Origin of the sequence: Paenibacillus sp. FSL k6-2145, from assembly GCF_037976585.1 — a bacterium.
GTDB lineage: Bacteria > Bacillota > Bacilli > Paenibacillales > Paenibacillaceae > Paenibacillus.
This window is the reverse complement of record NZ_CP150267.1, coordinates 2332354-2352955: the sequence shown is the minus strand read 5'-3', so window position 1 is coordinate 2352955 and position 20602 is coordinate 2332354. Positions and strand designations below refer to the sequence as shown.

Below are 20602 nucleotides of genomic sequence, written 5' to 3'. Positions count from 1 at the left end.
CAAAGGGCTGCCTCCTGTCATATCTGACATGGGAGCAGCCCTTCATTTGTCGTTCTTTAAAATTCTTCGTACTCGCTTGGGTCCTGATCCCACAACCGTCCATCCGGACGATTAAATGCAGAGATGACCTGCATCTCTTCTGTGCTCAACTCAAAATCGAATATATCGATATTTTCCTGCTGATGCTGCAAGGAGCCGGCTTTCGGAATGGGAATGGAACCCAGCTGAACATGCCAGCGCAGAATGATCTGGGTTGGCGTTTTACCATGCGTTTCCGCAATCCGAAGAATGTTCTCATCCTTCAGAATATCCTGTACGGCATCATTGCCACGTCCAATCGGACTCCAGGATTCGTTCACGATGCCATGCTTCGTATCCTGTTCCCGCTGATCGGCTTGGTCAAAGAACGGATGCAGCTCAATCTGATTCAGACTCGGCGCTATCCCCGTTTCCTTGATCAGGCGTTCATTGTGCTCAGGCAGGAAGTTGCTCACTCCAATGGATCGGATATATCCACGCTTTTTGGCTTCGATTAGCGCTTGCCATGCCTCGACATACATGTCCTTCTTCGGATTGGGCCAGTGAATCAGATACAGGTCGTAATAATCCAGATCCGCTCTATACAGGGATTCCTGGATCGCCACAAGTGCTTTATCATGAGCATGATAACGCCCCGGCAGCTTAGAGGAAATGAGCAGATCTTCTCTGGCGATGGAGCTTTGCTTGATTGCTCTGCCCACGGTTGCCTCATTCTCATAGTTATACGCCGTATCAATTAATCGATAACCCGCATCCATTGCGGACGCGATCGATTTAACGCCTTCTTCACCTTTTAAACTATAGGTACCAAATCCAATTGCCGGTACTTTCAAGCCATCGTTCAATGTGTATCCAGGGATTGTATGATTCATGTGGGAACTCTCCTTTGTAAAAGGTCTGCTTCCTATTTTAATGCGACAAAATGACATGTGCTCTCGGTTATCTCTAACCTTTCCTCAAGCGCTTGAATCAATTGTACACCATCATCGAGAATCCCTTCGACCTCTCGCTCTGTTCACACGGTAAGTCAACCTCTCTAATAAGAGGAAAGTCGCCTCTTCATTCAAGGGAAGAGATAGTCGTGGCTGATAAAGGTCGATTGCCCAAAAATTCTTTGATGGCAGCAGCCGCCCGCTTATACCCGCCAGCATCACGCAGTGTGTTCCCAATCACTCCTGCATGTTCCCTGTAGGAATCATTGCTGAGCACCTCTAACACCGCGGTTCTCAGTATGTCAGGCGTCAGGTTATTTTTATCCAAGATTACTCCCGCGCCCAACTCCTGTATCCGGCCTGCTACACGAGGCTGATCCGAGGTTAACGGGAGCATGATCAACGGTACATTGTAATACAAAGCCTCACTTGCACTGTTCATGCCTGCATGTGTCAGGAAAGCATCTACACACTGCAACACTTCCAGTTGGGGGACATAGGGCCTGATGATAAAATTATCAGGAATGAGCTCAGCAATGGGCTCCAAATCGGTATTCTTCCCAGAAGACAAAATAAACTGCACAGGCAAATCACGAAAGGCCGTAAAGCAAAGCTTATAAAACTCGAGATCTTTATTTAAAATGGTTCCCATCGAAATATAAACGACCTGCTTATAAAGAGCATGCAGAGATTCATTTGCAAAAGCTGGCGCATCCTTACGAGGAATAATGGACGGGCCAGTGAACACAAAGCTGTCGTCCAGCTTGTCCCCCATGGGTTGAAAATAGCGGCTTGTATAGACAATCTTCAGTTGTCCTAGATGCCCTGAAAGTTCCGCCAGAGAAGGCGCAGCCACATTGAACCGGGAAGCTAATTGTTGAGACATTTCCATAATGCCGTTATATAGCTCCTGGACCTCCTCATTGTCATCCTTCAGATTATGACTACCTGACCCGAGAGGCTCTACAAAAACAAAGGTACTGGTCGAGCAGATCGTGGGTATCCCCAGCTTTTCGCCCAAAATTTGTCCGCCCCAGCCGATTAAGGAGTCAAAAATAATATAATCGTAGGTTTCATTTTCGATCAGATTCAGAACATCCGGAATAAACCGTTGAATTATTTTTTTCAAAATCATATATAAGAATTGGTACGGATGCTTGATTTCAAATGGCTTCATATTGGGGTTGTTGAGCAGGGTTGCCTCGTTGAAGGAGTAAGCTTTAAATTGAGCACCTAACGCTTCAATCTTCGTCCGGTATTTTTCAGTACAACAATAGACGACCTCATCTCCGCTCTCTATCAACTCCTTGATTAACCCGAGCGACGGATTGATATGCCCTTCTGCAGGCATCATCACAACTAACACACGTGCCACGAAGCTCACCTCCATCAAATTTTCCAATAATCAAAGCGGTACATTGTATATCCATATGATTGAGAAGATAAAGAAAAAATAGAATATGGAAATCAAACCCATATAAACATACTATAAATAATTTCCATTTTTGTAAATATTAAATATGTCACTTTTTAAATAAAAAAAGCACCTTTACGGTGCTTCGGATCTCAATATCCGCTCGAATATTGTTTGTTTTCTTTCAGTTGCACAATGTCATGTCCGGTTGGATTCTGGAAGGCCCGCAGTCCAAATGTTGGCGCCACCGCGAAGATATGGTCAAAGATATCCGCCTGAACGTTCTCGTATACCCCCCAGTTGATATCATTGCTGAATGCATAGATTTCCAGAGGCAGCCCGCGATCTTCCGGTGCTAATTGGCGCACAATCATCGTCATATCTTTATTGATTTTTGGATGATTCCTCAAATATTGATGGATATACTCCCGGAATACACCGACGTTTGTCAGTTGTCTGCCGTTCACGTTGCTTTCGGTATTCACCTCGTGCTCCATGTTGTATGCTTGAATTTCCCTTAATTTTGCCGTGACATAATCAGTCAGGTAGTGGATTTTCTCAAATTCAGCCACCATCTCTTCCGTACAAAAACGGATACTGCTGATATCAATATAGATACTCCGCTTAATCCTTCTGCCGCCGGATACCTGCATGCCTCTCCAGTTACGGAACGAGTCCGAAATGAGGGCGTAGCTTGGAATCATCGTAATCGTTTTATCAAAATTCATAACTTTTACCGTATTTAAAGTAATGTCGATGACGTCACCGTCCGCATTATACTTTGGCATCTCGATCCAGTCACCGACACGCACCATATCGTTCGACGATAGCTGTACCCCGGCCACGAGACCCAGAATCGAGTCTTTGAATACGAGCATTAATACGGCCGATAACGCCCCAAGTCCACTGAGGATAATGAGCGGGTTCTGTCCGATCAGGCTGGAGATGACGATAATGCCCCCGATAATGAACAGGACAATCTTGGCTACCTGAATGTAACTCTTGATTGGGCGAATCTTCGACACCTCATAGGTACGATAGATATCATCGAACACATTCAGCAGAGCATTCAGAACCGTAATCATGATGACAATCATGTACGTCATAGCTGATTTTTCAATCAAAGCCTGATAGGGCGAGAAAATATAAGCAGAATAATAGATAATAATGGCCGGTACGAGATGTGACAGCTTCTGAAATAAATTTTTCTGCACCACGATGTGGCCCCACTTGAAACGATTGTTACTCACGATACGATGCACCGTCTTCAGTACCACTCGCTTGGCAATAACATTCGCCATTACCGAGATTAGCGCGATAAAAATAATCATAATCACATTCGAAAGGTATCCAATGGAGGGTTCACTCATGCCGAGTTCTTCTAGTTGATTTCTGATAAAGTCCATTGTTTCCTCCTGACATCGTCTAGTTTAGCCTATTATTATAAAGTAGATTAGGATGGTAAGCAAAATACGCAGTAGAACTCTTAGTTTTCTCGATCCCCGTCATAGATAGAAAACTTACTCAAAATCGATCATATCGCTTACTAAATATATGATTTTCTCTTCTGTAATATTTCCTTTTACCAAATTCGATATTTGCAGGATGACTAGGATAATGTTCTCGTAATATTATGCTTGGGAGGATATCTGCTTACTGAGCCACTACACTTCTCCCAAACGAAAAAGGACCTTGTCATTCCACAGAATGATAGGCCCGTTCTATTTAATCTCGTTTGATTTTATTGCTTGCATTACTATCCATAACTGCAGCATTATTTACCTTAGCGGATTATTACAGCGATGTGTCCTTGATTATAGTTAACCAAGGGATCCCTAGTATATTTGAATAGTCTTTAGAAAGGACATAAATACCTTGTTATAATAACAGCCTACCTCAGCTATAGCAAAGGGGAATCGTTTATTTTAATTGAATATATAATTAAGACTCATTGTAATTGTACTCCTTTCTAGCTAAAACTTATCCTCTTTATTTCATTACTCAAATTCATCTACTGGGGCCTGTCCTAAGTATTAAAATACGTGTCAGTAAAATTGAAAACAAAAAAAGCCGCTACGCGGCGACTTTGTATGAATATAGTAATAAAGTTTGTCTCATGTAGGATCCTTTTTCGCTAGATCAATTATCTTTTCAGTTGAATTTATTGTTTTAACGGTTGTATGATGTCTTTCCATTTTACCTATTAAGTGAGAAGGAAATCGGCAACAGAGATTGTCGGGGAATGGCAATCTTCAAGTTGATTCCCGCGATTTCACCTCATCAAAATATAGGAAAAAGGATGATATAAATGGCTGATGCAAAGTACAGACAAACGACATGGAATGGAATTACGGTGGATTACATTGAAGCGGACATGTCTACGATTCAAATTGAGGATTTGGGCGGTAAAAACCTGACCGCTTCCACTAAGTATGGCATTAATGGCACTTTCTTTGATGACAGTACTGGTTATGTCCACGGCATTGCAGTTTCTAAAGGAGGTAGCCCGGTAAGGAACTATGCTTCTACAAATGCATCGTATAAACGGGGCACGCTGGTTTGTGCGAGGCCAAATGCCGGTACTTCCCGAGTAGCAAATGTATTCGTGATTAACAAATTATCTGACATGTCCACCCCTGCTAGTTGGATTGAATGGGCTATTGGAGGCATTAGTCTCAAACTTCAAGAAACTGTTTCAAGCGAAACTGCATTCAATAACCTGGTAAAAGATGAAAAAGGCGGGGTTGATTTCGGCAACAACAAACGTGCTGCCATCGGATATAAAGGTGGTAAAATTGTTTTGGCTGTAATGAGTAAGGCTAATGATTGTACGCCATTAGAAGCAAGAGGTATCATGAAGTCTCTCGGGTGTACAGATGCTATTATGCTGGATGGCAGTACGGCGGCACAAATTCGTGCTAAAAAACCAGATGGTACAAACTACACTTCTGGTGGACCTCGTCTTGTGTACAGTATCATCACTGTCAACGGGGCAACTTGGTCTTAATCACTTCGGTTTTTCAAAGGGAAATCGCTTTATGATTTCCCTTTTTCCTATTCCTTTTGAATAATAAATTGTAACTTTTTCCATCAATGTAGCGTCTTTATCTATATAAATTACTTAAAGGCGGGATATCATGCTAAAATCATTTGCGTTAACAGCGCTGTTAACTTCATTTATTCTTCTTACGGCCTGTGTTGATACAAACTCACCAACCGAAGAACCAACGAATACAACTCAGAATTCATTACCTGATACTTCTAAAACTCCTGAGGCTGAAACGGAGTCTTCAGCAAATTTTAAACCAGCTATTGATATTGATTTTAAAGAGGCTGAATCCTCCCTGACGGAAGACCAATCCCCTCTTCTCGATGTACTTAAATTGAACTTAAAAGGACTTGTTGAGCATGACCACAATTTGTACCGATCCGGATTTGTCACCGAAAAATTGGCTGATGCTTTGGATGGGTATTATAGTGAAGAATTCCAATATCATTTTTCAACAATTGAAAGCATTGAAAAAAGTGAATCAATCAAAAACCAAGTGCATGTTACAGTCCTTGGGGAACGTTTAGAATCGAATACAGAAACGATTGAAGAAGTTAAAATGATGTACGCAATCCGGATGAATAATGAAGGTATGTGGTCCATCTACACCATTGATTAATCATATTTGCGGATTTCCGCTAAATCGCTACATTTGAACATGTGGTGATTAATGCTATTCCCATGAGGCAAACTTAAAAGGAGCCAACGTTAGAGGAGGCCACTGAAGAACTTGGCTTTTCAAGTAGTGGATAACATTTAGCCAAAAAAGAAGACATTCACACCCAAGTATTGGGATGAATGTCTTCTTTTTTGGCATTATTCGCTGCGTTCTCTGTTCTCCTTACTCTGCTAACTTCAATATTCGTTTTAAATTTACAGCAAATATGGTCATTGCACCTTGTAATTGCATGCCAAGCAAACCCGAGGATGTGGCTGTATCATACCCGTGTCCATGCTTAAGTTCACTGTTCTTCGCTTCAATTTTGTAACGCTCTTTGGATTTCTTTTTGAAATATTCTGTCTCTTGAAATGCCATTTGTTCGGAGTGTTCTTCGGATTTAATCGAAACGGAATACGTCTTGCTTTTGGCACCTTCTTTGTAGCAACCTTCCTTTAGTGGACAACGCTTGCATCGCTCTACATCAAAATAATAGGTGTCTGTTTGGTTTGCGCTCACACCTTTCTTGCCTTGCCGTGCCTTACGGAGGGCCGTATGCCCAGCTGGACACACGTACAACCTTGCGTCCTTATTAAACAGGAACTCCTCTTCCTTCTTACGTTTGCCTTGCGTAATGAGTGGATTGAGTTTCGCTATAAGCTCAATATCATTTTTATTAGCATATACAATATTATCCTTTTCGGAATAAGCTGCGTCTCCAATGACGGTCTTCACCTGCATGCCAGCTGCTTTGCTTTTTTGGATTAATTCCTGCAGTTGTTTACCATCATTTTTCTCTCCTGTTGTAATGACGGCCGCTGTAATAATCCGTTCCTCGGTCATCGCCAGATGTGTATTCCTACTAATCAAAGTGGATCTATAGTTTACTGAACTAGCGAATGTAATTTGATTATCACTCTCGATAAACAGCTCTGGAAACTTCGAGCTTACTGAAATATGAAGAATGTGACTTTCATTAAACTGTCTCCAGTCTGAATTTGGTCTGCTCTTGCCTTCGACAGAAAATAAGCTGCCATGTTGGCAGCTTATTTAATGAGCAAGGGTATTGTAGCTATTAGGTTGTTTTCACCCGAATCATGTTATAGACATAACGGTTACTGTCAACTGGATTACTTTTCGGATTACCAATTTGCATTTGGGTTGATCCCGATCCGTCCAACATAATCGAGTTTACAGCATTCAAACCGAGATCATCCATGATATCCCGCATGAATGGTACGCTCCCCTGACCTGCGATTAGGTATGCATCGTTGTTTTTCCAAGCCAAGATAGTTCTTGGAATTGACAGATAATATCCAAGCTCTCCTTTGATTGAGGACCCTCCCCAACTCTCGAGATTGTAATCATTACCTCCAATCACCATCTCTACTACTGATTTCGGATAGTATTGATAAACCTCATTTACGTTTTTAACATACAGATGTGTGGCTTTAAGTGAGCCATTCATATCTCGATAAAACACAGCTGACTTTCTGGAGATTTCGTTACCATTTACCCCTGTATTAGACAAATAGTTCTTTTTAAGAGTTCTACCTTCATAGGTAACAGTCTGGTTTTCTTCACCACTGACGTAAATAATCGAGGAGCCTCCCGTTGGTGGGACGCTATAACCTTGGGTTGCTTCGAAAAATCCGCCATTAATGCCCACATATGTGGTCTTATTCAATGGCCGAAGAACCGTTTCCGATTTAATGTTGCTTAACGGAGTTTTAATGATGTGTTGTGTCACAATCGCAGCAGGAATGTGTTTCCAAGAATAGTATTCATAGTTTGCCATTTTGTTTCTCTCCCTCATTTTTTAATTTTACCCTTGCATATATAGGGTGAAAATTAAGAGAGAGTTACAACCACATTATTATTAAAAAGTTTGGTATCTATCATCAGTCTTTCGCCATACTTGTTCTTGACCAGGTGAAGTCGATCAAAGCAAAGATTAGGGCGATCACTATATAGAAATAATCATATTTCTCAATAGGAGTAGGTGTAATCATACAAATCACGCCTGTAACCAAGTAAACCAGAGCGCGAATCATTATGTTCACTTCATAATACTTAAGAATTAAAAATGGTACTGCAAAAGCTAAAATAAGAATTGGATACAACATAAACAAAGAACCTAGTAAAAATACAATCATCGATTCTCCTAATGATAGAGCTAACGGAAGCTCAGCTCCTTGCTTATCATCCATGTAGAATATAATCAACATTGCAATAATTGAAAGGAATAATAAGCTTACGAATGAGATCAGTAGACGCTGAAAAGTTTTTTTAGTAATAATATATCTCACCTCTCCCATAAAATGTAATACAATTGTTATTGTATCATTTTTCAACCGAAAAAAACTATTTAATCTCTGATTTTCGCTTTAAATTTCCTATTTGGCAAAGATATTGATTTTGAGGAATATTTAATCCGATGAATTAAAATTATGCACTGAAAAACATTCTCTCAGGGATATCATTCTAAAATTCCAGCAAAGATTCTGAATAGATATTAAGTTTATCGTCAAGACCAATCTTTCAGATCGGATGAAAACAGCGTGACATGAGTCTCTCCCCTTACTTACTCGGCCACGATCCGCGGTACGTGCCAAGGGGGCTCATACTTCCGGAGACAGACAAATAGGGACGACTATCGCCGTCCTAACGTTTTACTATTTCTTTATGAAACTTCTCGGATTAACTCTTTATCATTGTTCTTAACATTACCTACTGAAGAGTCAACCTTGTATGCACGCATTTCTTCGGATGCAAACGGTCTAAGAAGTCCTAAAACGCTTTTTTTGTCCGTTTCCCTATTTAACCCACTCTGCTTCATCTTGCGGTCTAATAATGGCCGGCATACGGTTGTGGATTTCAGCCATAAGAATATTAGGCTCGGTGGTGATAATACACGTTGATAATTTGTTTCCGTCCGGATCCAACCAAGTGTCATACAGACCGGCAAGGGAGAATATGGAGCCATCTCTCATTAAGATTCGTATTGGCTGCTTTCCGGAGTCATCCTTTTTCCACTCATAAAAACCTGAACAGGGAATGATGCACCTCTTGGTACTGACCAGCCGCCTAAATGCAGGTTTCTCGGTTAGCGTTTCAGCTCGTGCATTTATCATCTTAGATCCGATTTTGTCATCTTTAGCCCATGATGGTACCAAGCCCCACCGGAGTGAACCTAAGCGATTACCATTACTGGTTGCAATGATTGACGCGATAAACTGCATAGGGGCAACATTATAATTTGGACGATAATCAAAGCCTTTAACGTCTGAAGCCAAGTATCGTTCCATTATGCTTTCAATGGGATCTATAATTGTAAATCTGCCGCACATACGAATACACCTCACTATAGAATTCGTTATAGGTACAGGTGGGAATTTGTTAGTCTCACAGGCTCCGCACCTCGTTATGCTACAGTTAAATCAACTAGTTCCTCTATTATTGGTGATCTGAGTTTACCATCTTGGGTAAAGCACTGAAATCGAACTTTGCAACTTAAAACTGGTTCAAGATAAATCCAATTCTTATTCTCATTTCTTACAAAGTTTCTTTGATACATGATGAAACTTAGATAGTATATCTCTATGTGGTGGAAATTCAAGTACCCCCACGTATTTACCATTCAATTGTAGTCCCCAGCCAAATGCTCCTTTTCGAGTTGCTGAGACCTGGCAAGTTACATATTGATATGCCTTTATTTTTGTAATTACATTCTTGGGTCTTGAATTTAAAAAATATGGCGCATCACTGTTGTACTGAACTATGCCCTCTAAGCCTTGTTGTTTTACTCCTAAGAAGAGCTGGAGACCATCATCATACAAAGGTGTTATGGATATTGTCTCAGATGGGGTTAACAACGTCTGAAGAAGTTCACGCCTCTTATCAAATGTCATCGTTGTTACCGACTGGCCATCGACCCACAAGACGTCCCATATCGGAAAATGAGCTTTTAAGGTTTTACAGATTGATTTGACGGCGGTAGACTTTTTCGTGTGAAAACGGGTCATTGCATCGTCCCACCAGATCTTCGGTGGCTGATCTTTTGGTTGAGTAACATCAAAAGCGATGCATTCTCCATCCAGGATGGCCGTTTTAACTGATAACTTTTTTCTTGAAGCTCCGGAAAGCGTTCAGTTACTTCAGTTCCATGTCTTGTATATGCACGTACCCTACCATTATCGTAGTGAATTAATATTCTAAATCCGTCCCACTTAATGCTGGACTTCCAATCTTTTTTAATCTCACCAGGTACTAATGGCTGTAATAACATTGGTTTTAACAGGCCCACCAGATCGTTTAGGGCGTGGCCACAACTTAAAACATGATACCTCCCAGCGACATCCTGAACCCAATTACCAAACTGAACCCCTCTAACACCAAAGATATCGATTAGGTCATCCGGTTTATTAACTCCAGATGCTTCATTGGATTTTCGGACTACCTCTTCAGGAACGAGCCGTTCCCACTTTTCTTTATTCTCTTTAATGGTTGTCTTTTTCACTCTACTTGTGTTCAGCCAATTCCAGTCCTTACCCTGTTCAGAATAAAATGCTTTCTGAATCAAGTTGTACAAGCCAGGACGGCCGCGCCGAGTACTATAGAACAGTGATTGAAATCGATCTCCCAATGCGAGCCAAAATTGAGAACGAACCAATTCAGGTTGCTCATCAATTCTATGGGAATAGGTTGAAAGTCGAGCTTGATACAAAGCTTCTTTAAGCATCTGAAAAGCTTTCTTCATGCGATCCTCATCCTTGGCTCCGGACAAGATGGACTGTAGTGCTCTTATGCCCTTAATATAGTCCGCCCGCTTTTGTGGTGTATCCTCCGGATGCTGGCACACTCGTGCCCATATCAATTTAATCGCGAAGGCTGCTTCAGAAGTAAATCCATCAGCCTGTAGACTTCTTAGATCAAAATCCTTTAGTAATTCATTCTTGCAGACCATTTGGTATGCCACCGAAGGATTCTTTATTGGCAACCAACATATTGCGATCCGATGCTGTATCAATAAACAGCATTTTAGGTAGAATAGCCCATGTTCAATCTTGGACCAATCAACTCTGGATTGTTGACTCAAGTGTTTTTTTGCACCAAGTAATTCTTCCCCGACATCATAAACATAGGAATTCTTCGAGTTCCTATGAGCCCAACCCTTTGTTTCTGCAGGTACTAGAGCATTTGCAGATAAGACTGCATTAAAGATTAAGAACCTAATCGTTCTTAATCTTTTTGTGTCGTGTCTAGATTTTTCAACTTAAGGCTGCACAGCTTTCCTTTATTTCTTCTATATATACGTTTCCGCATCCATGCTGATGTACTGTCTCCTTCAAAACCATTTGTCGCTGGATATATGCTGGCCGCTTGGTTCTAGGCATTTTACACGCTATAACTACCTCAAAACTATTTTATAGCATTAAGAATACTACAAAAATTCTCTTGTTTCTCTTGTACAGTTTACAGATCGAACTATTTAGGTCCCTTCATACCCTTGATTGGGATGTTATTATCTTGAAGCAATTAAAACGGTTGCCAACCATACTAAAGGTCCGCACAAACTCAAATTTAAATCCCTTCTCACCAGATCCATCTCATTTCTTTATACCGCAAGTTGGAACTACTGTGCTGGTTGTTTGAATAAATTCAGCCATCAAGTAGGTCGGCTTCTTCTTTAATTTCTGTTATATCTTTACACTCAATTCCTCATTTCACTTGTGCTTCTTACCAAGGTGATGGCATACACTAAAAATACTTTACGAAAGAATATCAATTAGGTTGTATATCTTCTTAGATAATTTCCTACATAGTGAAGAGTGAATAACTCTTCTCACAGAATGATTAACTTCTACTCATAGCTGCACTAGTGAGGGATACACTAGACAGTTTTATCCCATGAAGTTAAACAATTGTGGAAAACATCTATATAAAGGGGATATCTCTATGTCATGTAATCAAATTCCGAAAACCAAAGTCTCATTTGTTGTTCCAGAGTCTGCACCAAACCAACTGGTAGGAACTAAAGCGAAAACAGATACTCGGTTTGTTATTTCGGATAACCATGAAACCATCAATGCAAATACGCCATTTAAGGATGGATACTGTACGTTATGGCATGATACTGCTTCCGGCAAAACCTCTGTAAAATACCGCATGTTTGTATGGCACCTTAATAATAGAGGCTCCAGCATGAAGTATGGGATCACAATCGGTAACAATAATGCTTCCGCATACTCCATTCATAACGTAAAAAGTACCATTGCGCCGATTACTTCGTTCGTTGAACAGGGTAGATGTACTGCAGCTGCTTTGGTGGGTGACACCATGGATGCAATCACGCCAACCGATACCTCTGTACCAGCGGGTAAACTGGGGGTTATTAAAGAGTGGATCGTGCCTAATAACCAGTTGATTGGTGGCCTCATCGAATTTACGGTCACCAATACGACGTCTACTGCTATGTCATATCGATTGCGTTCGGTTGCTGCAACAAGTACCACAGCAGATCTGAGACTGAACCAAACCCCGATTATTTCCTACTTCACAGGTGGTAATGATTCAGTCCATCCTCGTGGTTCCTGGGATTTCGCTGAAATTGCAAGTAGTGTAAGCTACACTGCAGGTAGTGGATGGAGATACTACAATATGAGTAATGGACAGAGCGATAACTTGATGACCCAAGCGGCTTCGTACGACAGTACGAACGCAGCAGCCAGTAACAAAGGTCATTATGGTGTGAAATATACGCTCACTGTCAATCTTTCAAATCCAACAACCGCCGAAAAAACAATTAGCATCTACATGGGATCTCGCGTAAAACCTTACGGTGGAGCCGTGAAATGGAGCGGAGACAATGTAACATACAAAGTACCCAATCTAGCTAGTCCTCCGGATAAAGTCGCGGGTAAAATTCAATATCAGGAAGGTGTCCTTATTGCTGAGGTCAAATTATCGGCAGGGCAAAGTCTTACTCGGACCATTACTGCAGCATCAGCAGGAGGATTATCAACCCCAGCTTTGATTGCGTTCCAAACCAAATAGGAACTCTGGAACTCTAGAAAAGAAGCCGAAACGACTCATAATTAGTCGCCTCGGCTTCTTTTGCCTTCACTATTTAGATGTTCCTAGCGTGTATCCAGGAAATACGCGTTGAACATCCACTGCAGTTGATTTTACAACTTCGCGTTTGCTGACTACGTATTCCATTTTTCCTCCAGTAGAAATGGTCGTTCCATTATCGACGGTTGGAGCCAACGTTACGGTCAGATCCCAATGACTTACTTTAAGTTCATCTCCCCCCGTTTGGATGCCTACTCTGACCAAATACTCTGGTCTTTGGCCATTTAGATTTTTTTTAAGGGTTTTCATATCCAGAATTTTAGTAGACAACATGGTTGGTCCCATAGAAGAATGTTCTTGTTTCAAGCGATCCAAATCTAGTGTGGTTGTTGATTTCTTTAAGAGATCTTCATCTCCAATATCAACTCCAGTAAGGAAAACCTGTACCGTGTTATTTATACTTGCTAATTGATAAGGTCCAACATCTTTCATGTTCTCATCCCACACATTTTCGTAAGGGATACCGGTTGTATTGATGGAAACGGTCTGTGTTTTATTGTTCCAAGAGACAGATGCACCTAAGGCTTTGGAGACAAAACTAATGGGTACCATGACACGGTTTTTGTCCATTTTTGGAGCCACATCAGTTTGTAAGTTGCTTCCATTGACGTTCAATTTGATCACACCGGCTGAATACGCTGATCCGAGTACTCCTGACATAATTGTAACTGTAGTTAAGATTGAGAAAATAATCTTTTTTTTCATATGCTTGAAATCCCTCCCATTTATCAATATAAACGATTTATACCCAAATAAGTTACAAAAAAATCAAAATTATTTTGTACATTAGAAAGAGGTGAGGTGAATACCCGGATTTTATCATACTTTCCAATACAATTATTGAGGTCCGTGTATCCGCCATCCTACTGCTTCTGGATCTTTACCACCACTCAATCTGACTTTTAAAATAATTTCTGCTATGGAAACTAAGGACTACGCGTAATATTGATCCTTATCTTCCTCAGACGTTGAAGTATCACAACAAAACAATTCCATACTTTTCAAGAACGCAGAATCTACCTCAGAAGTTGCTTTCTTAACGAAATAAGTTTGGAAGAACTTGAATTTAGAGGATACAACCAAAAAGATAAAAATCACTTTATGCTAGCGTTAGCTAAAGTTATCACCACTAAAGGTTCTGAAGGTAACATTGAGTTAAACTTCGACTTTGTTCGCTCAGATAATGATGGTTGGCTCTTTAATGGTTTTACAACAAATTAAATCACATAACTAAGAAGAAGATCATAAACGGAAACTCTCGTTTATGATCTTCTTCTTTTTATTAAATATTCATTTTTTTTGAGTATCCGAAGAATTTGTCTCAAATTCTCTCACCACCGATAGATCATTTTTAGATAGTTTATTTAAAGTTTTATCTACCAGTAAAATTGACTTATTAAGTTGTATTAATCTTTTATCTAAATCATCTAATCTTTGATTAAAATTCCCAAGGACACTTCTTAGTAGAATAATAGCAATTAAACTTGGAAATCCAACCGTCCCAATCAAAGCACCTAAATTCTCAAGAGAAATTGTTTCCACAAGATCTTCCCTCCTCTCCTAATCACAAATAAGCTACCTTTCATTTTTAATAAACTCAAGGAACTCAGTAATAATTTCTGAAGCAGCATCTTCTGGTGGTAGATAAATATATCGACTTAATTTTTGTATATCAGGATTAAATAAATTCAATAATTCCAAAATCGCTGCGGGCTCGTTGTTTTTTGCAGCAGTCAACAATTCTATGAACTGATTTTCTGAGATAATAGGTTCAACATTTTTCTCTTCCATTTATTCACCGCCTGCTGACTAATGTTTAGTTTAAGAGCAACTTCAGATTCTGTGTAACCCTCTAAATAAATCTTACTTAGTACATCATTCCCTATATCTGGTAGAGAGCTAATGAGTTGTTCTGCCATAATTTTGTTTTCAGAGAATGACGTAAAATCCCCCTTTATTGACTCATCTTCAAAAATTGGTAACTCACGATATTTTATTTTTTTTGCTCTATACTGCACTCTCCAACCAATTCGATAAATCTCTTTCCTATATCGCTCGTATACTGTTTGCTGATTTTCCAACTCGAAAACCACTCCTTTCTAAATATACTTTCTACATATGTAGGGAAAACAAAGAAATATTTTACAAACTAAACAGGAACATTTGTTCTATTTTATTATAACATTTTTATCGTTTTTTGGCTTCTATTTATAATCAAGCTATTTAAATCTAGCTCTGTATTTTAAACTGATCCGTTTCTTCGAAATTGAACAGAAATGAAGGTAAGTATCAATAAGAACCGAAAGCCTAGGATTGCTCCTGCGCGCTATTATCCATGCAATCGGTTGGTTGAATATACCCTTAAAATTTGTGAAATTTAGTTATAAATAACTCACCATCAGGCGCCAACCTATTTATATGGAGATTGGGTTCGGCCATATAGAAAAAAGAGCCTTACCGCGTCAACGGTAACGACTCTTAGGACCCAAAAGGCTGTGGACTGCCACGGCGTGCATGAACTGAATAATGCTATTCAAGCGAAACCTACCGTCATATGAAGCCTTGCTTCGGTACGTTCTTACTTTCCCGCTGCCTTTGCACATAAAACAAACACCATTCTGAATATGCTTATAGCGAGTTTTTCCGGTACCATTGCATCGGAGCAACGCTTCATTTGTTTGGATGAGGTTTGTTTTAATAGCTTGGTTTTATGAGAAGAAGAGTTGGACCAGAAAGAAGGTCTCTTTTTTCTATAAGTCTTGGGTACAGGCTTCATCTCCTGTGCAGCTTTCTGTTGCTCCAGCGCCTCCAACTATCATAGTGTTCTCATGAACCGTCACAGGTACTTCTTGTCCGGATTCTTGTAAAACAAAAATCCTGTCGGATCCAGCCGTAGCAACGACTCTACCCTTGGCAAGTTCAACCCCGTTTAATCCAGAAATGGCCACAATCAATTGTCCTTTATATTCAGCTACATTTTTCATCTGTAACCCTCCAATAATGATTTTTATATGTTCACCAGATTGAGCGTCTAGACTGCTTGGCCTAAATGCATTTTTAAGATCTGTAAATCCAGACACTGCTGATCTGTTAGAATCGGCTGGCGGCTGTGCATGGCTTGAACATTACTACATACCTGCACCGGGTGGGGGTACCCGAAAGCCTGCTCTCCGTTCACCCATTTTTCAACGCACAACAAGATATTTTGGCCAATATCTCCAGGCAATGCCGCTACATAAGTTAGGATATTGCCATGTTGTGCGTCAGATAGTTCGGTTGTCATTACAGATTCCTCCTCGCAACTTTTGTTTAAATAACTATCCAACCAGTTCGAATCCTATTTGATCGTCTGGCTGCTCTTTCCCCGTTAAGTTATATGTAATTTCATCGATCCATACGGCGTATTGTTGATGTTTAATTGTTTTCCGGATATCCAGGTTTTTGACTTCAAATAGATAGTAATCCTGAATGGGATACACGGTAAAACCGAGTTGCTTATCAACAGTTTTAGTCCATATGTTTGATGTTTTTTCTGTATAACCTAAAACGGAGCGTATCTTATCCCTATCAAAGGCTACTTGCAGCCAATTTACATATGTTTTGAAATGACCATTCATTGCGAAAAAACATTCTGACAGCGCGCGGGTTAGTGCCGTCTTATCTGTATTGCCAGAAGGATGGGAAAACCGTATCCAAAAATAGGACCTTTCCTGATCGCTCATCCGAACGCGATGTTCAATTTCCAACGTATGTTCGTTAATCTTCCTAACCCAGTTATTCTGTCCTTTTGGGCGGAAGGTGAGCTGCTCAATGATAGGTTTAACTGCATCAATCCTGGCATCCACATGCCATTTGAAGGCGATGTAACGAATATTCATGTGGCTCACGCTCCAATCCGAAAGCCTTGACCGATGGTAGTGCCAACGGGGAGTATTCCGCGATAGCTTCGGCCGGCAGCGAATAAAACCATATCCTCACGATGAAAGCCACGGTCCTGTAACTGTTCGTTGATCAATGAAGACCAAATGAACAATTCCGCGGTTGATAGCTCCATCACGTTGACTGGTACAAGCGGAACAACATCAATATCAACAAGTCCATCTCCAGTTAAGGCATAAACGATATAACCAATTGGAATCCATATCTATAGAACCTCCCCTGTTTGACTTTTTAAGCGGAAATGAGATAGTCGCCGATTCGTTGCAGCACGTTATGTTTGTTAAGAGCTCTAGGAGCTCTTCTTCAAAGTGAGCGGCAACAGACTCTTCAACTTTATTTGCTTTTCCACGTCCACCCACAAGCACAATCAATTCAGGACCACCTGTGGCTACATCAAAGTCAATACAGATCTCTTCGCCAGCAACATCAACAATGGCTAACCCGCCAAAAATAAAGCTTTGGCAAAGGCGAATCGAAACTTTTTTGATCATATCTATTTCCTCCCTGTTTTTAGGAACAAAAAAAGGGATGCTGCATATAGCAGCATCCCTATTTCATCCTATAAAAATTGACTAATTACAAAGTGGCGCTTTTGGGAAAGAAATCCTGCATAGAGAAGTTCTTTTCCAAATCCATTAATGAGACGGTGACGTTGCCAACAATCTTGTGTGAAGCCAGCAATCGTGCATAGCCTGCCATTAACGCGCCATCCGCGAGGTGAATTTCTTCCTCGCATCCACATTTCTGTACGGGGATATCCGTAACAATCAAAGTCCCCCCGTCAAAACGCCGTCAGCTATTTCCAACAACTCACTCACCGTCACCAAACGGTACCCTTCCGCGACCAGCTCATCCACCAGCACACGAACTGCCTCCACCGTCTGGGAACGATCCCCGTACCCGTCATGGAATATGAGCACGCTGCCAGGTTTCACCGCAGACCGGGTATGCTCCAGAATGTGTTCAACACCGGGATTGTCCCAATCCTTCGCATCACCGTTCACCGCACCAATCGTACGATATCCACGCTCCGCTGCCAGAGACAGTATATCATCGTTTACGCCAAACCCCGTAACTTCTTGAACAAGACGTTCTGCGCGTTGCAGCTCCTCCCCGGCTTCCTCCAGCGTCAGCTTGGTCAGGTCCGGATGCGTGTACGTATGGTTGGCGATCTCATGCCCTTCACGGTGCACCTCCGCCGCAATCTCCGGGTGAGTCTCCATCTCTTGGCCAATCATGAAAAACGTTGCCTGCCCACCCGCACGGCGGAATATCTCAAGCACTTGAGGTGTGTACACCGGATGCGGCCCATCATCAAACGTGAACGCCACAACCTTTTCCCGAACAGACTCCTGCACTACCATCTCGATATTGACCATACTATAATGACCCCTCTCTGCAACTGACTGGCTACATCACCCTTATTATTCCATGTCCATAGGCCGCGGTCCAGTCCAGAGATCACACCTTGCGAAATCCCGAATCAAGAAGATATCTACCAGAAAGAGAGCACAGCGAGCAAGCAGCAATCCCTTCTACCGCCACGCCCTCCAGTCCAGCCTCCAGCTAACCTTTGATCGCACCTGCGATCATGCTCTTCTGCACCTGTTTGTTCAACAGCAGATAGATGACTACCGTTGGCACCGTCGTAATCATCAGTCCCGCACCAATGATGCCCCATTGCGTAATGTACGTTCCCACCATCGACATCATGCCCACCGTCAATGTCTGGTAAGCCGTGTTATTGATAAACGTGACCGCAAACATCAGCTCGTTCCAGCAAGACAGAAATGTGAAGATCGCTACAGTTGATATGGCCGGACGCACAAGCGGCAGGATAATGGAGAAAAACGTCCGGTATATGCCGCAGCCGTCGATAACCGCCGACTCCTCCATCTCTCTCGGGATACCTTTGAAAAAGCTGCCTAGAATGAATACCGCCATCGGAATGCCAAATGCCACATAGGGAATGATCAGAGACCAGTAGCTGTTGAGCAGGCTCAGATTCTTCAAAATAATAAACAATGGCAGCAGCGCCGCATGAATCGGCACCATCATGCCCAGCAAAATAAGTGTCATCGTGAACCCGCTGAGCTTCCAGTTCATTCTCGTGATTGCGTATCCCGTCATGGAGGACAAGATCAGTACCAAGACAATGGAGGCCGCAGTAACCAACACACTATTCATAAAATAGGTCAGCACATGGCCGTCGGACATTGCTTTGGTGTAGTTGCTCCACAAAAACGCTTTGGGTAACCCGGCCACATCACCGCTGAAGATTTCACTGTTATCCTTCAGGGAAAACAGCGCCAGCCAGATGAGCGGGTAGATCTGCACAATCGCAACGAGGATCAGAAACGCTTGCAGGAACACTTTCCCGATCGGTCCGGAGATGGACCTCGGCTTGGGCTTTTTTTGCAACATGACTTCTACGGTACTCATGCCTTATGCCTCCCTCTACTCCGTTTTGAACAATGAATTAATGAGGATCGTACACACCAGACACTCCACAATGATAAAGACCGAGATCGCACTGCCATATCCGTACCGGAACGTATCAAAAATGGTAGCGTACATCAGTGTGCTCGGCACTTCAGTGGTGTAGAACGGTCCGCCTCCCGTCAGCACATAGATCAGGTCAAACACCTTGAACGCACCGATGACGGAAAAAACAAGGCTTACCTTCAGAATCGGCTTCATCAGCGGGATCATGATGGACCACGCCGTGCGAATACGGGAAGCACCATCCATTCGAGCAGCTTCGAGCACATCCTGAGACACGGACTTCGCTCCTGCATACATCAGCAGCATATGATACCCCACGTACTGCCAGAGGGTGGGGATAAAAGAAGCCGCAAGTGCCGTATGCTTCTGACCGAGCCAATCTTGCGCCCAATGGGATAAGCCGATATTCTGCAGCAGCACGTTCAGCAGACCGTAATCGGCATTGTAGATTTTCGACCACAACTGCGCAATAACCACCGTGGAGATCAACACCGGGATGAAATACACGGTCCGGTAGAAGCCCTCCCCCTTGACGTTGGACGCCAGAATCAGTGCGAGCACCAGCGAGATCGGCAATTGAATGAACACCGAAGCTCCCGCGAATAACAGGGAGTTTTTGATCGAATTCAGCACCCGGGTGTCCTTAAACATCTCTACATAGTTGTCCAGGCCGATAAATGTCCCCCTGCCTACGCCGTTCCAGTCCAGCAGACTGTAATAACTGGAGACAAAGATGGGAACAAGCACAATGCCGCAGAACAGAAGCAGTGTGGGCAGTACAAAGACGGCTATCGTGCCTTTATTGGAAAATACAGAGTTCATTGTTGTTCTCCTCTCAAAGGCGTGACCGGGATATTCCGGACCACGCCTTGTTTGGGTTCATCTTCATGGTTAGAAGCGGTAGCATTGCAAGCTCACAAGGTCTATGCGTA

21 protein-coding genes and 2 pseudogenes are annotated in these 20602 nt (G+C 42.0%); 3 read left to right on the top strand and 20 right to left on the bottom strand.

What is annotated here, in order from left to right; translation table 11 throughout:
- Nucleotides 1-56: 56 nt before the first annotated feature.
- The 3 genes from NZ043_RS10425 to NZ043_RS10415 form a co-directional block, all read right to left on the bottom strand.
- A complete protein-coding gene (locus tag NZ043_RS10425; protein ID WP_091038668.1) occupies nucleotides 57-911 on the bottom strand; it encodes an aldo/keto reductase in 855 nt (284 codons plus the stop codon).
- Between the two features lie 187 nt (nucleotides 912-1098).
- Nucleotides 1099-2346, bottom strand: a complete 1248-nt coding sequence (locus NZ043_RS10420) for a macrolide family glycosyltransferase (protein ID WP_339311672.1) — start codon at nucleotides 2344-2346, stop codon at nucleotides 1099-1101.
- A 191-nt stretch (nucleotides 2347-2537) separates the two neighbouring features.
- Complete coding sequence (locus tag NZ043_RS10415; RefSeq protein ID WP_339311670.1) at nucleotides 2538-3791, bottom strand: mechanosensitive ion channel domain-containing protein; 1254 nt, start codon at nucleotides 3789-3791, stop codon at nucleotides 2538-2540.
- 902 nt (nucleotides 3792-4693) lie between these two features.
- Here NZ043_RS10415 and NZ043_RS10410 point away from each other — a divergent pair.
- Together NZ043_RS10410 and NZ043_RS10405 are read left to right on the top strand one after the other, a co-directional pair.
- Nucleotides 4694-5392 carry a phosphodiester glycosidase family protein gene (locus NZ043_RS10410; protein WP_133387268.1) on the top strand — a complete coding sequence of 233 codons (699 nt, stop codon included), beginning with the start codon at nucleotides 4694-4696 and terminating at the stop codon, nucleotides 5390-5392.
- A 130-nt stretch (nucleotides 5393-5522) separates the two neighbouring features.
- Nucleotides 5523-6053 carry a hypothetical protein gene (locus NZ043_RS10405; RefSeq protein ID WP_133387269.1) on the top strand — a complete coding sequence of 177 codons (531 nt, stop codon included), beginning with the start codon at nucleotides 5523-5525 and terminating at the stop codon, nucleotides 6051-6053.
- Between the two features lie 222 nt (nucleotides 6054-6275).
- On the opposite strand, the pseudogene NZ043_RS10400 reads toward NZ043_RS10405, so the two are convergent.
- The 5 genes and pseudogenes from NZ043_RS10400 to NZ043_RS10380 form a co-directional block, all read right to left on the bottom strand.
- Nucleotides 6276-6947 (bottom strand): annotated as a pseudogene (locus NZ043_RS10400) (transposase); the annotation flags it as partial.
- Between the two features lie 220 nt (nucleotides 6948-7167).
- Entirely contained in the window at nucleotides 7168-7890 is a 723-nt protein-coding gene (locus tag NZ043_RS10395) for a phosphodiester glycosidase family protein (protein ID WP_165980429.1), read from the bottom strand.
- Between the two features lie 103 nt (nucleotides 7891-7993).
- Nucleotides 7994-8302, bottom strand: coding sequence for a hypothetical protein (locus NZ043_RS10390; protein WP_133387271.1), 309 nt, complete (start codon nucleotides 8300-8302; stop codon nucleotides 7994-7996).
- Between the two features lie 606 nt (nucleotides 8303-8908).
- The gene (locus tag NZ043_RS10385; RefSeq protein WP_339311665.1) at nucleotides 8909-9442 is read right to left on the bottom strand and encodes an SOS response-associated peptidase; all 534 of its coding nucleotides are present in this window, start codon (nucleotides 9440-9442) and stop codon (nucleotides 8909-8911) included.
- A gap of 198 nt (nucleotides 9443-9640) precedes the next feature.
- A pseudogene (locus NZ043_RS10380) lies at nucleotides 9641-10380 on the bottom strand (DNA ligase).
- Between the two features lie 1670 nt (nucleotides 10381-12050).
- Here NZ043_RS10380 and NZ043_RS10375 point away from each other — a divergent pair.
- Nucleotides 12051-13148 (top strand): hypothetical protein, encoded by a 1098-nt coding sequence (locus tag NZ043_RS10375; protein WP_133387274.1) that lies wholly within the window; start codon nucleotides 12051-12053, stop codon nucleotides 13146-13148.
- 69 nt (nucleotides 13149-13217) lie between these two features.
- Here the strand turns inward: NZ043_RS10375 and NZ043_RS10370 are convergent, their stop codons facing one another.
- From NZ043_RS10370 to NZ043_RS10315, 12 genes are all read right to left on the bottom strand, one after another.
- On the bottom strand, nucleotides 13218-13931 hold the full coding sequence (locus NZ043_RS10370) for a copper amine oxidase N-terminal domain-containing protein (protein WP_133387275.1): 714 nt from the start codon (nucleotides 13929-13931) through the stop codon (nucleotides 13218-13220).
- A 585-nt stretch (nucleotides 13932-14516) separates the two neighbouring features.
- Nucleotides 14517-14768: a hypothetical protein gene (locus NZ043_RS10365; RefSeq protein ID WP_133387276.1), complete on the bottom strand. Its 252-nt coding sequence runs from the start codon at nucleotides 14766-14768 to the stop codon at nucleotides 14517-14519.
- 33 nt (nucleotides 14769-14801) lie between these two features.
- Entirely contained in the window at nucleotides 14802-15017 is a 216-nt protein-coding gene (locus NZ043_RS10360; RefSeq protein WP_133387277.1) for a helix-turn-helix domain-containing protein, read from the bottom strand.
- Complete coding sequence (locus NZ043_RS10355) at nucleotides 14969-15307, bottom strand: sigma factor-like helix-turn-helix DNA-binding protein (RefSeq protein WP_133387278.1); 339 nt, start codon at nucleotides 15305-15307, stop codon at nucleotides 14969-14971. The genes NZ043_RS10360 and NZ043_RS10355 overlap by 49 nt, the downstream gene beginning before the upstream one ends.
- Before the next feature lie 669 nt (nucleotides 15308-15976).
- Nucleotides 15977-16210 (bottom strand): hypothetical protein, encoded by a 234-nt coding sequence (locus NZ043_RS10350; protein WP_133387279.1) that lies wholly within the window; start codon nucleotides 16208-16210, stop codon nucleotides 15977-15979.
- A 47-nt stretch (nucleotides 16211-16257) separates the two neighbouring features.
- On the bottom strand, nucleotides 16258-16509 hold the full coding sequence (locus NZ043_RS10345; protein WP_133387280.1) for a hypothetical protein: 252 nt from the start codon (nucleotides 16507-16509) through the stop codon (nucleotides 16258-16260).
- Between the two features lie 34 nt (nucleotides 16510-16543).
- Nucleotides 16544-17104 carry a hypothetical protein gene (locus NZ043_RS10340; protein ID WP_133387281.1) on the bottom strand — a complete coding sequence of 187 codons (561 nt, stop codon included), beginning with the start codon at nucleotides 17102-17104 and terminating at the stop codon, nucleotides 16544-16546.
- 210 nt (nucleotides 17105-17314) lie between these two features.
- Complete coding sequence (locus NZ043_RS10335) at nucleotides 17315-17656, bottom strand: hypothetical protein (RefSeq protein ID WP_133387282.1); 342 nt, start codon at nucleotides 17654-17656, stop codon at nucleotides 17315-17317.
- A gap of 85 nt (nucleotides 17657-17741) precedes the next feature.
- Nucleotides 17742-17936, bottom strand: coding sequence for a hypothetical protein (locus tag NZ043_RS10330; protein WP_206105825.1), 195 nt, complete (start codon nucleotides 17934-17936; stop codon nucleotides 17742-17744).
- Complete coding sequence (locus NZ043_RS10325; RefSeq protein ID WP_339311659.1) at nucleotides 17933-18544, bottom strand: polysaccharide deacetylase family protein; 612 nt, start codon at nucleotides 18542-18544, stop codon at nucleotides 17933-17935. The genes NZ043_RS10330 and NZ043_RS10325 overlap by 4 nt, the downstream gene beginning before the upstream one ends.
- 187 nt (nucleotides 18545-18731) lie before the next feature.
- The gene (locus tag NZ043_RS10320; RefSeq protein WP_206105826.1) at nucleotides 18732-19607 is read right to left on the bottom strand and encodes a carbohydrate ABC transporter permease; all 876 of its coding nucleotides are present in this window, start codon (nucleotides 19605-19607) and stop codon (nucleotides 18732-18734) included.
- A 15-nt stretch (nucleotides 19608-19622) separates the two neighbouring features.
- The gene (locus NZ043_RS10315) at nucleotides 19623-20492 is read right to left on the bottom strand and encodes a sugar ABC transporter permease (RefSeq protein ID WP_133387284.1); all 870 of its coding nucleotides are present in this window, start codon (nucleotides 20490-20492) and stop codon (nucleotides 19623-19625) included.
- Between the last annotated feature and the right edge of the window lie 110 nt (nucleotides 20493-20602).

Excerpts from the sequence above, each read along its gene's own strand:
- NZ043_RS10425 (WP_091038668.1), bottom strand. The coding sequence starts at position 911 with ATGAATCATACAATCCCTGGATACACATTGAACGATGGCTTGAAAGTA.
- NZ043_RS10415 (WP_339311670.1), bottom strand. The coding sequence starts at position 3,791 with ATGGACTTTATCAGAAATCAACTAGAAGAACTCGGCATGAGTGAACCC.
- NZ043_RS10410 (WP_133387268.1), top strand. The coding sequence starts at position 4,694 with ATGGCTGATGCAAAGTACAGACAAACGACATGGAATGGAATTACGGTG.
- NZ043_RS10405 (WP_133387269.1), top strand. The coding sequence starts at position 5,523 with ATGCTAAAATCATTTGCGTTAACAGCGCTGTTAACTTCATTTATTCTT.
- NZ043_RS10395 (WP_165980429.1), bottom strand. The coding sequence starts at position 7,890 with ATGGCAAACTATGAATACTATTCTTGGAAACACATTCCTGCTGCGATT.
- NZ043_RS10390 (WP_133387271.1), bottom strand. The coding sequence starts at position 8,302 with ATGGATGATAAGCAAGGAGCTGAGCTTCCGTTAGCTCTATCATTAGGA.
- NZ043_RS10385 (WP_339311665.1), bottom strand. The coding sequence starts at position 9,442 with ATGTGCGGCAGATTTACAATTATAGATCCCATTGAAAGCATAATGGAA.
- NZ043_RS10375 (WP_133387274.1), top strand. The coding sequence starts at position 12,051 with ATGTCATGTAATCAAATTCCGAAAACCAAAGTCTCATTTGTTGTTCCA.
- NZ043_RS10370 (WP_133387275.1), bottom strand. The coding sequence starts at position 13,931 with ATGAAAAAAAAGATTATTTTCTCAATCTTAACTACAGTTACAATTATG.
- NZ043_RS10360 (WP_133387277.1), bottom strand. The coding sequence starts at position 15,017 with ATGGAAGAGAAAAATGTTGAACCTATTATCTCAGAAAATCAGTTCATA.
- NZ043_RS10350 (WP_133387279.1), bottom strand. The coding sequence starts at position 16,210 with ATGAAAAATGTAGCTGAATATAAAGGACAATTGATTGTGGCCATTTCT.
- NZ043_RS10345 (WP_133387280.1), bottom strand. The coding sequence starts at position 16,509 with ATGACAACCGAACTATCTGACGCACAACATGGCAATATCCTAACTTAT.
- NZ043_RS10340 (WP_133387281.1), bottom strand. The coding sequence starts at position 17,104 with ATGAATATTCGTTACATCGCCTTCAAATGGCATGTGGATGCCAGGATT.
- NZ043_RS10335 (WP_133387282.1), bottom strand. The coding sequence starts at position 17,656 with ATGATCAAAAAAGTTTCGATTCGCCTTTGCCAAAGCTTTATTTTTGGC.
- NZ043_RS10325 (WP_339311659.1), bottom strand. The coding sequence starts at position 18,544 with ATGGTCAATATCGAGATGGTAGTGCAGGAGTCTGTTCGGGAAAAGGTT.
- NZ043_RS10320 (WP_206105826.1), bottom strand. The coding sequence starts at position 19,607 with ATGAGTACCGTAGAAGTCATGTTGCAAAAAAAGCCCAAGCCGAGGTCC.
- NZ043_RS10315 (WP_133387284.1), bottom strand. The coding sequence starts at position 20,492 with ATGAACTCTGTATTTTCCAATAAAGGCACGATAGCCGTCTTTGTACTG.